This is a genomic window from Bacillus sp. FSL R5-0447 (assembly GCF_038606125.1).
Taxonomy (GTDB): Bacteria; Bacillota; Bacilli; order Bacillales; family Bacillaceae; genus Bacillus; species Bacillus velezensis.
The window spans coordinates 2,703,243-2,715,830 of record NZ_CP152012.1; the positions used below are offsets into that span (position 1 = coordinate 2,703,243).

Consider the following 12,588-nt stretch of genomic DNA (forward strand, 5'->3'; position numbering starts at 1 on the left):
CTATAATATCACAAGGAAGGTGATGACATTGATTGGCCAGCGTATTAAACAATACCGAAAAGAAAAAGGCTACTCACTATCAGAACTAGCTGAAAAAGCTGGGGTAGCGAAGTCTTATTTAAGCTCAATAGAACGAAATTTACAGACGAACCCCTCCATTCAATTTCTCGAAAAAGTCTCCGCTGTTCTGGACGTCTCGGTTCATACTTTACTTGATGAAAAACATGAAACCGAATACGATGGTCAATTAGATAGTGAATGGGAGAAATTAGTTCGCGATGCGATGACATCCGGGGTATCAAAAAAACAATTTCGTGAATTTTTAGATTATCAAAAATGGAGAAAAGCGCAAAAAGAGGAGTAGTGCCGCCATATGTGCACAACTCCTCTTTTAACTGTCCGACTTTCGGATTAGTTTTTATCCTCACTGTGAGCCTTTTCATTTTCCTTGACGTAACCGTCTTTATCCGTATGATCTTTCGTAATGGTCAAGCCGTTCCATTGCGTTGCTTCAAAAGAGAATTGAAGAGAAATCGCATTGCCTTGGAACTTGTTTTGCACACTTAATCCGTCCGCAGTTTTTGCGGTGTCATTTTTAAATTGGATTTCCATTCTCACCTGGTCATAATCAGCAGGCGTTTTCGGAACTCCGTCGTACTCAGGAGCTGTTTTGCCGTTAATGGTTGCTACATTGACTTTTCCGCTCTCACTCAGGAATTTCGGATCAATGTGCTTGCTGATCGCTTCGGCAGCTGCTTTATCCTGTTTTGTTGACATTAAGTATAAGTCTTTCAGGCTGGCCGCCTTCAAAATGATATTTTTAGGATAGCCGTTGCCCCCTTCTTTACCGACTGTCAGAACCGTAATTTCAAACTGACTGAGGAAATCCTCCGCAGATTCATTTCCTTTCTTTGCTCCTTTAAAGTCAGTAAAATTCAAAGCCATCAGCACTTCTTTAATAGCAAGTGAACCATTGTTTCTGAATTCAAAATCTTTCGTCAATTTATCGCCTGGTTTTAAGTTTGACAAATTGACATTGGCTGATTGTTCTTTAGCCGATAAATCAAGTGTTCCTGACGCAAATGTAGCGTCTGTCGACTTCACATCATTAAATGCGGCCCATGTGCCTCCTCCTACTAATGCTAAACCGAGTGCGGCTGAGGCAACGCCCAAGCTTAATTTCTTTTTCATACCCATGTTTGTACTCTCCCCTTACTTTTTATTTTTGTTATCAAATCCTGTCGCCAGGTTGCAACCGTATTCATGTGGAGATGGTTCCCTTTTTCGCATGTTCTTCCAGCGCTTTCGTTTTCCGCTCAATATCGCGGAGGGCGCTGACAATGACTGTTATTGAGTAAATCAAAAGCATGACGCCGGGAACGATTAACAGAATCGCCGTTCCGATCGGCTGGCTGGCCAAATGTATGACATATCCGGCATACGGAAGCTGATATCCTGTATACTGGGCCGCCACTTTTTCAGCTTGAACGGGTGCGGCATCCGGGGCGGCATTATGGTCCCCTTTTGTCTCAAACAGCAGGTTCCCGTCCTTTTTTGTGATCCCGATTATTCTGTGTGTGACGGCTGTTCCGTCATCTTGGGTAAAGGTGATCACATCCCCTTTTTCTAAGTCATTCACGTCAGAAATTTTCTTTACCGCTATGAGCGAACCCGTCTTAAATTCCGGGTCCATTGAACCCGACAGCACGGATTTCAGCGTATAGCCGAAGATGGCCGGCTCACCCCCGGAAGCCCGGGTCGAAATCACCGTTAACGTCAGCACAATAATCAAGCTGAAGATGACGGCATACAAAATATTACTGATCAGTTTCAGCGTTTTTTTCATGTTCTTCCCCGCTTTCTTTTACCGGCTCAGCCGGCTCCTTCTCTGTTTTCTTTAGATCGGAAACTGTCGCCTGTTCCCGGCATTTGACGAGTTTCATCGGTTTTGACCACTCAAATTTTTCTTCGTCCGCCGGATACCCTTCAGGCTTGTAAACCTTGAATGCGTATATGCCCGGCTTCAAAGACCGCTTTGACTCAATTTTATAAATCGTTTTGCTTTTTTTATCAGTAATAAGCCCTTTATCCACAACATTGCCGTTTCGTAAAGGCTGCTGCTGAGAAGCGATTTTATGGAGCTCCCATTTCCAGTCAGAAACAGTCCGCTCTTTTCCCTTATTCTCCAGCTCGGCATAGAGCTGAAGCGGCGCACACACGGTGCCTGACGTATGAGTTTGATTTGTTATATGTAAATCACTTTGATCCCAGCGTTCGTCATAACGGCAATCGTCATCCGTATATTGAAAATCTCCGCACGTTTGAACCTGGAGACTGAAGCTTTTCACATCATTGAAGGAGGAACTTGTATCACCTGTGAACTGAGCACATATCGTCACGGACAGGCAAAAAATGAACGAAAGCCGTAACAATAGCATCATCCGCCATCTCACCTTGCCCTTTTTTTCCATTCGCAACAATCGGAACATGCCTTACCCCCTGTAAAACTGTTAATAAATATGACAACCGTTCTCTTTAAAGAACTTTATGAACAAAGTATAATCAAGGATTATCGTCTTGAAAAATGTCAAAATCGGTCAAATTGTTCGTTTTTGAGAATGGTATCTTTTAAAAACAGCGTTTTGCTTCAAATTACACACCTTTTTGGAATTTTTTCTAATAAAACGTGAGAAAATAACGAGGTGCCTAGAACAAAATGGAAAGTATATACAGCGAAAGGACGAAGAATGATGATCAAACAAAGTCTGATTTGCCTTTCTCTTCTTGTTTTCGGGGTTTCAGGAACAGCTCAGGCGGAAACGGTGCCTTATTATGCTGTTCACCATAAATCAAAATGGGAAAAGTTAGCAGAAAAGGAAGCTAAAAAAAGATATCCGCTCGCCCAAACGTTATTTATTCAAAAGGTGTGGGATCGGAAAAGAACGGACGAAGCAGTCAAGCAATACCACTTGACATTGCGGGATGGCGCAAAAGAATTTGGTGTGTTTGTTACGATTTCTTTTAATCCCTACAGCCAAAAGGTAAATAAAATTGCCGTCATTGAGGAATACCAATAAGGCCCTCCTGTATCAGGAGGACCTTTCGTGTGATTCACTTTATTTTTTCCGCTGCATCCACAGCTTAAAACTATACGGCAATATTCCGAACCAGTGCTGAGAAGCCGGCACTTTCTTTTCTTTCCGCACTTCTTTTCGCTCTCTCCGTTCCTGTTTCGGCGTATCGAAATATTTAACGAATTGCTCAGTCATATATTTTACATAATCATTTGTTTTCACGGCTCTCACCTCATAGTGCTGTCTTTACTATGAAGTGTTGTCCCGCCGCCTCTTTTTTATACTTCCGTCCATTGAATCAGCTGTTTCTTCTTCTGATCGAACAAAAGGTGAGCCTCCCGTCTCGTACCTGTCGTGGTTTCCGCCTGAATTGTAACCTGAACCGTTTCCCGGCGATCACTCCCCGTGATGTGAAAAGAAACGGTGCCATACGGAAAACGCTGTGTACCAGTTTGGACCTTTTGTCCCTGTGTCATATGGCGGCTTGACAGCAGCGCGCCGTTTTGGAGCAGGTTCTCTCCGATCCAGTACTCCCCGGCCTCTTTTGCAAATGTTTTTCGGGTGATGAAATCAGAGGAAGTATAGCTGATGACAAGTAAAACTGCGGCAGAAACAAACAGAACCGCGGGATATATAAAACCGTCAGATTTGTACATTTAATCACCTTTAAAAGAGCTGTAAACCGGAATGACCGCCTGATTCTTTTGACCTGTAACGCTTGAGATCTCTAATAAGAGCAGGCCGTTTTTCACATCAGCCGTTAATGATGCCGCGTTTTGCAGGATCGGCACGTGGCCTTTTCCGTTTACTCTTTTCCTTATCATCTTATGATAAATTTCAAAACGCACTTCTTCGCCTCCGGTTTTCCGGCATGCTAACGCCCGTCCGCCGTCCGCCGGCTTCACAGCCTCAGCCTGTTTACATTCGTTCATGATCTGCTGAACGGCAATTTGATGCTCCCGGCTGTCTAATCCGCCGTTATCGGTCCGGTTTGATAAAAACAGATGTAAAATCGGGCCTAAGGTGCCTGATAGGAAAAGACAGACTGCCAAGGAGAACAAAACATTAAGAAGCGTAAAGCCAGTCTGTTTTGAGAATGCTGAGGCACATTTCTTTTTCGCTGCGGTCAGCCGTACACACTTTGTAATACTCACCATCCTCCTTCCACTTCACACCGGGAGACGGCGGCTTTTTTCCGGTCATCATATAAGTGCTGATATGTTTCTGAAGAAGCCGGTACGCTTCCTGGCGATCTTCTATTTTCAGACCATCTGTCAGCATGCCCGTCCAGACCGGAATGATAGACGCCATAAGGAACAGCCAAATGGCCATTGCTGATAGTGTTTCAATAGTAGAGAACCCCTTATTTCCGTTTAGCATGGACATTTCCGCTCCCTAAGTAAACTGTGATCTCATAGGTGAACCCGGCGCTCTTCAATTGGATCTTTCCTCCCGAATTCGGATGGCCTTTTTCGTTAAATTCAAGGCTCTCCGGTAAAGTCACAAGTGTAATGTGAAGCGAATCAAAGGAACGCTCGACAATCCTTCCGCCTGACTGCAGTTTGTATTTATGCTCTTTTGGAAGAAAAGTGATTTTTGTTCTTTTATGTTCTGCGATAGCCGTTTCCTGAGCAAGCTGAATATCTTTTTGGAGCTGTTCTGTTTTTTGCCGCACGGCAAGGTGGGTGCAGGCCGGCGGAACCGTCGTGAACAAAACCGTCAGCAGGACGGACGCCAGACTTAACACAATCAGGCTTTCAAGAAGGGTAAACCCATTTTCTGTCCGCCTGTTATTGTTCAACTGTAACTTCTCCGCCACTAATTAAGATCTGTTTACCATTCGGGCAGACTGTATTCTTTTTGATATACCCCTCTGATTGTAAATCGTTCATATCCGGCATTTTACCTTCATGGTCGATTTCGTACGCCGTCACTTGGGCTTTCACCATATTCTGCAGTCCTTCACAGCCTTTATGCTGAATGCTTTGATTATGTTTTGTAACGTTAGGAATGGTGATTAAAAGCAGAATGGAAACGATAAATAAAACAATCAGCATTTCAATTAAAGTAAATCCATCTTGATTTTTCAGACGAAGCACTCCCTTACATTTGGTTCATCATCTGGTACATCGGCATCAGCATTGACATGTAGACAATTAAAATCATACCGGCCACAACACCGTAAATGACAGGCTGGAGAATGCCGGTATACTTCGCCGCGTTTTGTTCAAGACGCTCCATCATAAACTGGCTGTACGTATAAAGTTCGCGGTGAAGCAGGCCGTTTGCCTGTCCGTGGCTGACTGCAGCCGCAAGGTCTTTTTCATAACACGGATGCCCAGAAAGAGCGGATTCTATGGTTTCTCCGGCTTTCAGACGTGTAATGAGCATCTCTGCTTCTTCTCGATAAAAAGGCAGAAAAGATTGTTCTTTAAAAGCTGTTAAGCTGTCATAGATAGAAAGGCCGGATTTCAGAAGACTGCTGAGCTGTAAAGAGAAAAAGTAGCTGTTAAAAAGAACGGCCGCTTTTCCTAATAGGGGGATTTTCACAACAATCAGCATTTTATCTTGCGGGGATTTTTTCTTACATAAGAACCAAACGTACAAAAACAAGCAGAAAGCGGCGGACAGCGCCAGTGCGCAGGCTTCATGAAAATGCCGAAAAAATGCAAAGATGAAAGCAGTCGCACCGGATGTATTCATATTCATTGATTGATAAATCCCAGAAAACTGCGGAATGATTAAACTTTGCAGGATATAAAACATGACACAGACGGAAGAAATTAAAAACATCGGATACCGGAGCATTTTTTTGATTTGATTCGTCTGCATGAGCTTTCTCTGTAATAATTCGCCGCTTTGTTTCATCGCCCCCGGCAATTCCCCGTGTTTCTCCGCGAAATAGCAGATAGAGACGGCTTCTTTGTGAAAAGACAGTGCCTCAAGCACTTGGTAAAACGCATCACCTTCCCTCAGCCGTCGGATTCCGTCCGTCAGCTCTGCAAGCTGACGTTTATGCAGCTGGAGTTTCAGCAGTCTGAGCCCTTCAATCAGACTGTATCCTTTTTCCGTCATTTCACCGAGCCTTTTCAAAAAAGCCGCTTGATCCTTCAACGGCCAGGTTCGTTTAATCCGCTTCATGATACACCCACCGATCGTAATTGTCGGTCGTGACATAGCCGAGAGCGATTCCTTTTCTGATCAGCCTGCGGAGCGTCTGATATTGAAAATTGGCGTGCTCTCCCTTTGCTTCCTGAAAGCATTGGGTGAGGTTTTTCCCGTAGAGCAGTTCATAAATGCCCGCACGGCGTGTCTGCCTGTACATCCGGCAGTACACGGAACAGTTTTCCTCTTTGCAGAACGGACATGTTAAATCAACCAGACGCTGAGCGGCAATGGCAATGACGGTTTGTTCAATTTCTGTCATGTTCACGCCGAACTCCAACAGCCTGTATATGGCGCCCTTAGCATCTCTTGTATGCAGGCTTGAAAGAACGAGGTGTCCCGTCATGGCGGCGCGGACTGCGATTTCAGCCGTCTCGGCATCCCTGATTTCCCCTAAGATGATCATATCGGGATCATGTCTTAAAATCGCTTTTAAACCGGCGGAATATGTGACTCCGGCTTTTTCATTCACCTGAACTTGCAGCACATCCTCATCTCTTGTTTCTACGGGGTCTTCAAGCGTGACAATCCGCCGGTTGAAATGCCGTTTTGCATAGTTGACAAGCGAGTAAAGAGTGGTCGTTTTTCCAGATCCGGTCGGGCCGGTAAACAGAAGCAGACCGTGCGAATGCTTCAGAAAGGACAATAGTGCGGCGCCCGCCCCCCGAAATAAGGACAATTTATCCAGAGGGGGAATCTGCCGCTTAGGCAAAAGCCTGATGACAAGACTTTCATCATTCATTGTCGGCAAGGTTGACATTCTCAAATGAACGGTTTCCGTCGGAAGCGGCAGAGACAATGACCCGTTTTGCGGCTTACGTCTTTCTCCTATATCCATGGCCGATAAAAACTTAAAATGAGAAATTAGCCTTACGCATTCCTCTTTTTTTAAGACTCTTTTTTTCACAAGAGCATGGCCGATGCGAAAATGAATGAAAGCATCCTTTTCTCTCGGCACAATGTGTATATCTGAAGCCCTTGCCGTATAGGCCTCGTTTATGATGTTCCTGCTGTATGTTTCTATATTTTCCACAAGACTTCCCTCCTTCCGCACGTATTGTAAATCAGATACACAAAAGCCGGCAAAGGAGAGATTATGCGTTTTACAGTGTGTAAAACGTAAAAAAATAAAAAATAAGCCACCTGACATTGATTTACCGAATGAAATCCGGAACCATTCGGCCATTTTCAGCCATCAAAAAAAGCAGGCGTATGCCTGCTCTTCTTAGCGTTTCTTTTCTTTCCGCAAATATTTTTTTTGATGCTCCCTCAAAATGTCCCCTGTCCAGCCTTTCTGCCGCAGATAAATATAAATCAGCAGGGTTGATACAATAATGAGCACGATGGAACAAATATACGCATATTTCCAATGAAGCTCCGGCATGTTATCAAAGTTCATCCCCCAGAGAGCTCCAAGCGCCGTCATCGGTGTAAAGAGAGTTGTAAAGATCGTCAAGGCTTTCACAATTTCATTTCCTCTTTGGGAGGTAATGACTTCCTCGGCGTGCAGCAGATTGCTCAATTCCTGATCAAACTCATTGATATATGTAATTCCTCTTTCCATCTTTTGATGAGCTCTGAGGTAATCTTTCTGCCTGTCATTTTTCGGAAGAAAAGCTTCTTTTAAAGCCATTTCCACTTTTTTAGCCCCCAGTGTAAGGCCTTTCCAAATGAACAGCTCATGGCGCAGTTTATGCACATTTTCCAAGATTCCTTTGCTGTTGTCATCATGAATCTGCCATTTCAGCGTCCGCTGCTTGACTTCAAATTCATCCAGTCCGATCAGATAGGAATTCATCAGCTCTCCCAGCAGAACAAAAAAGCCTTCAATCGGATTTTCACAGGTTTGAATCTGCTGTGTGGCATGCTTTTCTTTTACACCGCGCAGCAGCGAAAAATCAAAATTAATCGTAAAAAAGAAGTCTCTCGTAATATAAAAGTGAAATACGGTATGGTTTTTTTCATCATCTAATCCTTGATGATAGATTAAAGAACCGAAAACCGCTTCATTATTCTGATCATTTGTATCTGAGCGCAGAAAGTTTATATGATTTTCATGTTCAAACCACTTTTCGCATTGCGGCCAGTGATTGTGATGAATCATTTTTTTCGCTTCTGTTTTTTCATGCGGACCGAGCTGGTACCACAGCCAGTCCGCTCCCGAATGTACCTTCATCTCTTGTCATCCTCCAGTATCGCTTTCTTGTTTTATTACCGTAAATGAAGCAGGCTAAACCAGGTTCGATGTTTGAGCAGCTTTCTACAGTGGTATTATTCCGAAAAAAGGGAGGTGCAAGCCTTCCTTCGCGGAAGGCGTTACATTGTATATCATCAAACTATCTGCCATCGTACTATTTATTTTATTAACGGCGTGTTTTGTCGCCATAGAGTTTTCAATCGTTAAAGCAAGGCGCTCCCGCATTAATCAGCTCATTGAGGAAGATGTAAAAGGAGCAAAAGCAGCCAAGCATGTCATTACCCACCTCGATGAATATTTATCGGCATGCCAATTGGGCATCACCGTCACTGCTTTGGGAATCGGCTGGCTGGGTGAACCGACAGTCAAAGCAATGCTTCAGCCGTTATTTTTAAAAACCGGAGTTCACGAAGCGGTTGCCCAAGTCCTGTCATTGATCATCGCCTTTCTGCTGGTTACATATGTGAATGTCGTTATCGGCGAACTCGCCCCGAAAAGTTTTGCTATCCAAAAAGCCGAGCGGATTACACTTTTGTCTGCCAGACCGATGATTTTGTTTTATAAGTTAATGTTTCCGTTCATCTGGCTGCTCAATCATTCCGCCCGCCTGATTACAGCCATGTTCGGCTTGAAGCCTGCTTCCGAACATGAAATGGCTTATACGGAAGAGGAATTGCGGGTGCTCCTTGCCGAAAGCTATCGAAGCGGCATGATTAAAAAAAGCGAGCTCCATTACGTAAATAACATTTTTACATTTGATAAGCGCACTGCCAAAGAAATTATGGTGCCCCGGAATGAAATGGTGAGTCTGCAGTTAGACAGCGGATCGGGACATATGCTCCGGGACATTATCAAAACAAATAAATATACCCGGTATCCCGTAGTAAAAGGAGATAAAGATCATGTAGTCGGCATCATCAATATAAAAGAAGTTTTATTCAGATTCCTGTCAGAAGGAGCGGCGTTTACAAAACACGAACTCAGCCCTTACATCCAGCCGGCGATCCATGTGATTGAGACGATTCCGATTTATCAATTATTCGTTAAAATGCAGCGGGAACACGCCCATATGGCCATTCTCATTGATGAGTACGGCGGAACCGCGGGATTAGTAACGGCGGAAGACATCATTGAAGAGATCGTCGGCGAAATCCGCGACGAATTTGATACGGATGAAACACCTTCCGTTCAAAAGCTTGGGAAGAACCGCTATCTCCTGAACGCCAAATTGCTGATCAGCGACGTCAATGATGTACTCGGAACAGAGATTACGGCTGATCAAGTCGATACACTCGGGGGCTGGTTTCTTACTCAGCATATTGACGCGAAGCCCGGGAGCACCATTGATTTTGAAGGCTACACATTTACGGTAAAAGAAATCGACAGCCATCATATCATTACGATTGAAGCTGATAAAGCTGAATAGCTGAGGGAGACATCCCTCCCGGCCATTCAGCTTTTTATCATCTTAATGATTCTTTTACGATAAATCCGTTTTTTGCCAGCGCTTTCGCCAGACTCTGCTCCGTTTTCACCTGAGAAAAATCGATGCCGAGCTTCACGACGGTCTGCGCGATTTCCGGCCTGATGCCTGAGATTGTCGTTTCTATGCCAAGAAGTTTTGTGCTGTCAATCACTTTAAAAATCTGATAAGCGACCATCGTATCCACAATCGGCACACCTGATATATCTAAAAATAAATAAGAAAGACGGAGTGAAGAACATTGGTCAAGCACCGATTCCAAAATCATTTTTGCCCGGTAGGTGTCAATTTCGCCGACGAGCGGCAAAATTCCAATACCGTCGGCAATCGGCATAATCGGCGCGCTTAGTTCGTTAATCATTTCTTTTTGGGCGTTTAATTGTGTAACCGTCACTTTATAATATTCCTCTGTAAATACTTCAATCATATGGTCAATTGCTTTGTTCAGCTTCTCTCCCCAATGGAATACCGCATTCGCCCCAGGCTTCTCAGACATTGTTTCACAGCACGTCTGTATGCGGTTCCAGACCAATCTCCGGAATTCTTTAAAGCTCGTGACGCTTTCATAGACCGGTACTTCATGGACGGCCCGGTCCCTTGCGAACTGAAGCGCCCATTTCGTCAGCTCCTCTTCCCCGCCGTCTTTTTCCGATAAAATGCCGGCAACGATTTCAATTAACAGACGGTGCTGCATTTCCGCTTTCTGATCATCTGTAGGCCGCCCCGATTTTGGTATGAGCAGCCACTGGCGTGTGATTTCACCTGATTCTTCAATTAAGGTTCGAGATAATGCTTCACTCAAATGTTTCACGGGTCTCCTCCATTCAAATTCCTTTGTATGTATAAATCGGCGCCGGACGCACATACTGTAATTACATCCGATGGGCTATAGCCAAGCGGTAAGGCAATGGACTTTGACTCCGTGATCGTTGGTTCGAATCCAGCTAGCCCAGTCCCGCAACCGCAAAAAACGAAGATTAGCTGATAAATTTTGATCAGCGGATCTTCGTTTTTCTCTTATGATACAGATTGATGTACCGTTTTTTTCTTCGTCAGCTTCATCAGTTCTCCCGGATTGTATCCGATAACGAGCTTATTGCGATCGATCAGAATCGGACGCCGCAGCAGTTTCGGCTTCTCAGTCAAAAGCTTCAGCACTTCATTTACAGTCATTTCTTCAATGTTCAGGTTGAGATTTTTAAATGTTTGACTTCTCGTCGCCAATATTTCATCAATTCCTTCAGTCGTTAATGATAAGATCTGCTTCAATTCATCAATTGTCGGTGTCTCCCTGAATAGATGGCGCTCTTGAAAGTCAACATTGTGGGCTTTTAACCAATGTTTCGTTTTTCGGCATGATGTGCAGCTCGGGTATGAATAAAAAATAAGTTCTTTCATTTTTAAAAATTCCTCCCTCGGATAATCCGTCTCTTTGTTAACATAAGTACCCTGAACTTTTTTTCATTAAACATATTTCAAAAAGATTTTTCGGATCTTTTTCAGAGAGCGGCATAAGATATAAAACACAGGGAAAGACATAAATTCCACAATAAATATAATCATGAAAATGTTTACATTTTGAGTGCCGATCTATTATAATAAACTTCAGATAGACTCTCGGGAGGGGATAAGGAATGAATCGCATGTTCCGGGTGTTAGGATTTTGGACGGGGATATTTGCAGTCATGTTTTTTTTAGGGGGCATGAAAGACGCTTCACTTTTGTTTTTTGGACAGACGATCTTTTTCGTATTTCTTTCTTATTTGAATCTGACTGAGCGGATGTATATTTATATTTTCGGAGCTTACTTAACCGTATTTTTCGCCGGATTTACATATTACTCTATTTTTATTATGACACCGGGCGGCGGAACCCACTGACAGAAAAAGACAGACCGATTATGGTCTGTCTTTTTTCATTTACAGTGAAAAACCATTGATAAACGGGTTTCGCTCCTGCTCTGTCTGAATATCCGTTTCCGGCCCGTGCCCGCTTAACACAAGTGTATGTCCGGGAAGCGTGAGCAGTTTTTGATGAATGGAATCAAGCAATACGTCCTGACTTCCGCCGTGTAAATCAGTTCGGCCGATGCCTCCCTGAAAGAGCACATCACCTGAAATCACCAGATCCGCGTCCTTCACATAATAAGAAACGCTTCCCGGTGAATGTCCCGGCGTAAACAATGTCTCCAAATGGAAAGGCCCGATGTCCAATATGCCGTCGCCTTCAATCAGCCGTTCGGCGGGCCGTGCCGTTACGGCGATGCCCCGCAATATGCCTGATCCGTTTAAGGAAGAGTCCTCCAGCCACTTTTCTTCATTTTTGTGAAGATATACGGGAACATCCCATCTGTCTCTTACTTCGTCAAGCGCGCCGATATGGTCAAAATGGGCGTGCGTCAGTAAGATGGCCAGCGGCTTCAGATTGTTTTCTTTTATGTAATTGTTGATTTTGTCCGCTTCTCCGCCCGGATCAAAAATAAGACAGGACTGATCCTCACTGACAAGAAAATACGCGTTTGCCTGAATCGGACCGGCCGGCATTCGTCTCCATTTCACTTTCATCACCTCTTTATGTATATGCCCTTATTATGAAGGTTTTCTGCGGAAGATTCAATGAATGCGGCCGGGAAAACGCTATCGACAAACAAAATGAAAACGGTTAAAATG

General features: G+C 44.0%; 19 protein-coding genes and 1 tRNA gene. 5 read left to right on the forward strand and 15 right to left on the reverse strand.

Annotated elements, in window-relative coordinates; genetic code table 11:
• Positions 1-28 precede the first annotated feature (28 nt).
• Entirely contained in the window at positions 29-364 is a 336-nt protein-coding gene (gene sinR / locus NYE68_RS13385) for a transcriptional regulator SinR (RefSeq protein ID WP_003153104.1), read from the forward strand.
• 47 nt (positions 365-411) lie between these two features.
• On the opposite strand, the gene NYE68_RS13390 is transcribed toward sinR, so the two are convergent.
• The 3 genes from NYE68_RS13390 to tapA all read right to left on the reverse strand — a co-directional run bounded on the left by NYE68_RS13390 (position 412) and on the right by tapA (position 2,489).
• Positions 412-1,197, reverse strand: coding sequence for a TasA family protein (locus NYE68_RS13390; RefSeq protein WP_007408329.1), 786 nt, complete (start codon positions 1,195-1,197; stop codon positions 412-414).
• Positions 1,198-1,261: 64 nt separating this feature from the next.
• Entirely contained in the window at positions 1,262-1,846 is a 585-nt protein-coding gene (locus tag NYE68_RS13395; protein ID WP_015240205.1) for a signal peptidase I, read from the reverse strand.
• Positions 1,818-2,489 (reverse strand): amyloid fiber anchoring/assembly protein TapA, encoded by a 672-nt coding sequence (gene tapA, locus NYE68_RS13400; RefSeq protein WP_324636720.1) that lies wholly within the window; start codon positions 2,487-2,489, stop codon positions 1,818-1,820. Before tapA ends, NYE68_RS13395 begins: the two co-directional genes overlap by 29 nt.
• 258 nt (positions 2,490-2,747) lie before the next feature.
• On the opposite strand from tapA, the gene NYE68_RS13405 reads away from it, so the two are divergent.
• A complete protein-coding gene (locus tag NYE68_RS13405; protein WP_012117979.1) occupies positions 2,748-3,077 on the forward strand; it encodes a DUF3889 domain-containing protein in 330 nt (109 codons plus the stop codon).
• A gap of 39 nt (positions 3,078-3,116) precedes the next feature.
• Here NYE68_RS13405 and NYE68_RS13410 read toward each other — a convergent pair whose 3' ends face one another.
• From NYE68_RS13410 to NYE68_RS13450, 9 genes are all read right to left on the reverse strand, one after another.
• Positions 3,117-3,296 (reverse strand): YqzE family protein, encoded by a 180-nt coding sequence (locus NYE68_RS13410; protein ID WP_003153093.1) that lies wholly within the window; start codon positions 3,294-3,296, stop codon positions 3,117-3,119.
• Positions 3,297-3,352: 56 nt separating this feature from the next.
• Positions 3,353-3,730 (reverse strand): competence type IV pilus minor pilin ComGG, encoded by a 378-nt coding sequence (comGG, locus tag NYE68_RS13415; RefSeq protein WP_015417814.1) that lies wholly within the window; start codon positions 3,728-3,730, stop codon positions 3,353-3,355.
• Complete coding sequence (gene comGF / locus NYE68_RS13420; RefSeq protein ID WP_324636718.1) at positions 3,731-4,126, reverse strand: competence type IV pilus minor pilin ComGF; 396 nt, start codon at positions 4,124-4,126, stop codon at positions 3,731-3,733.
• Positions 4,127-4,139: 13 nt separating this feature from the next.
• On the reverse strand, positions 4,140-4,454 hold the full coding sequence (gene comGE / locus NYE68_RS13425; RefSeq protein ID WP_324636717.1) for a competence type IV pilus minor pilin ComGE: 315 nt from the start codon (positions 4,452-4,454) through the stop codon (positions 4,140-4,142).
• On the reverse strand, positions 4,438-4,875 hold the full coding sequence (gene comGD, locus NYE68_RS13430) for a competence type IV pilus minor pilin ComGD (RefSeq protein ID WP_015417817.1): 438 nt from the start codon (positions 4,873-4,875) through the stop codon (positions 4,438-4,440). Before comGD ends, comGE begins: the two co-directional genes overlap by 17 nt.
• Complete coding sequence (gene comGC, locus NYE68_RS13435; protein WP_015417818.1) at positions 4,865-5,173, reverse strand: competence type IV pilus major pilin ComGC; 309 nt, start codon at positions 5,171-5,173, stop codon at positions 4,865-4,867. Before comGC ends, comGD begins: the two co-directional genes overlap by 11 nt.
• A 4-nt stretch (positions 5,174-5,177) precedes the next feature.
• Positions 5,178-6,215, reverse strand: coding sequence for a competence type IV pilus assembly protein ComGB (gene comGB / locus NYE68_RS13440; RefSeq protein ID WP_154817564.1), 1,038 nt, complete (start codon positions 6,213-6,215; stop codon positions 5,178-5,180).
• Entirely contained in the window at positions 6,202-7,272 is a 1,071-nt protein-coding gene (gene comGA, locus NYE68_RS13445) for a competence type IV pilus ATPase ComGA (protein ID WP_007408320.1), read from the reverse strand. Before comGA ends, comGB begins: the two co-directional genes overlap by 14 nt.
• 192 nt (positions 7,273-7,464) lie before the next feature.
• On the reverse strand, positions 7,465-8,415 hold the full coding sequence (locus NYE68_RS13450; protein ID WP_007408319.1) for a magnesium transporter CorA family protein: 951 nt from the start codon (positions 8,413-8,415) through the stop codon (positions 7,465-7,467).
• Between the two features lie 145 nt (positions 8,416-8,560).
• Between NYE68_RS13450 and NYE68_RS13455 the strand changes: the two genes are divergently transcribed.
• Positions 8,561-9,862: a hemolysin family protein gene (locus NYE68_RS13455; RefSeq protein WP_324636716.1), complete on the forward strand. Its 1,302-nt coding sequence runs from the start codon at positions 8,561-8,563 to the stop codon at positions 9,860-9,862.
• A gap of 37 nt (positions 9,863-9,899) precedes the next feature.
• Here the strand turns inward: NYE68_RS13455 and NYE68_RS13460 are convergent, their stop codons facing one another.
• A complete protein-coding gene (locus NYE68_RS13460) occupies positions 9,900-10,730 on the reverse strand; it encodes an STAS domain-containing protein (protein ID WP_015417821.1) in 831 nt (276 codons plus the stop codon).
• Positions 10,731-10,801: 71 nt separating this feature from the next.
• Here NYE68_RS13460 and NYE68_RS13465 point away from each other — a divergent pair.
• Positions 10,802-10,872, forward strand: a tRNA-Gln gene (locus NYE68_RS13465).
• 64 nt (positions 10,873-10,936) lie between these two features.
• Here NYE68_RS13465 and NYE68_RS13470 read toward each other — a convergent pair.
• Positions 10,937-11,317 carry a Spx/MgsR family RNA polymerase-binding regulatory protein gene (locus NYE68_RS13470; RefSeq protein ID WP_003153079.1) on the reverse strand — a complete coding sequence of 127 codons (381 nt, stop codon included), beginning with the start codon at positions 11,315-11,317 and terminating at the stop codon, positions 10,937-10,939.
• A gap of 236 nt (positions 11,318-11,553) precedes the next feature.
• On the opposite strand from NYE68_RS13470, the gene NYE68_RS13475 reads away from it, so the two are divergent.
• Positions 11,554-11,799, forward strand: coding sequence for a DUF2626 domain-containing protein (locus tag NYE68_RS13475; protein ID WP_003153078.1), 246 nt, complete (start codon positions 11,554-11,556; stop codon positions 11,797-11,799).
• 39 nt (positions 11,800-11,838) lie between these two features.
• Here the strand turns inward: NYE68_RS13475 and NYE68_RS13480 are convergent, their stop codons facing one another.
• The gene (locus NYE68_RS13480; protein WP_003153077.1) at positions 11,839-12,477 is read right to left on the reverse strand and encodes an MBL fold metallo-hydrolase; all 639 of its coding nucleotides are present in this window, start codon (positions 12,475-12,477) and stop codon (positions 11,839-11,841) included.
• Positions 12,478-12,588 lie beyond the last annotated feature (111 nt).

Coding starts and splice junctions, on each gene's coding strand:
- NYE68_RS13405 (WP_012117979.1), top strand. CDS start 2,748: ATGATGATCAAACAAAGTCTGATTTGCCTTTCTCTTCTTGTTTTCGGG.
- NYE68_RS13450 (WP_007408319.1), bottom strand. CDS start 8,415: ATGAAGGTACATTCGGGAGCGGACTGGCTGTGGTACCAGCTCGGTCCG.
- NYE68_RS13470 (WP_003153079.1), bottom strand. CDS start 11,317: ATGAAAGAACTTATTTTTTATTCATACCCGAGCTGCACATCATGCCGA.
- NYE68_RS13475 (WP_003153078.1), top strand. CDS start 11,554: ATGAATCGCATGTTCCGGGTGTTAGGATTTTGGACGGGGATATTTGCA.
- comGG (WP_015417814.1), bottom strand. CDS start 3,730: ATGTACAAATCTGACGGTTTTATATATCCCGCGGTTCTGTTTGTTTCT.
- tapA (WP_324636720.1), bottom strand. CDS start 2,489: ATGTTCCGATTGTTGCGAATGGAAAAAAAGGGCAAGGTGAGATGGCGG.
- comGE (WP_324636717.1), bottom strand. CDS start 4,454: ATGCTAAACGGAAATAAGGGGTTCTCTACTATTGAAACACTATCAGCA.
- NYE68_RS13390 (WP_007408329.1), bottom strand. CDS start 1,197: ATGGGTATGAAAAAGAAATTAAGCTTGGGCGTTGCCTCAGCCGCACTC.
- NYE68_RS13395 (WP_015240205.1), bottom strand. CDS start 1,846: ATGAAAAAAACGCTGAAACTGATCAGTAATATTTTGTATGCCGTCATC.
- comGB (WP_154817564.1), bottom strand. CDS start 6,215: ATGAAGCGGATTAAACGAACCTGGCCGTTGAAGGATCAAGCGGCTTTT.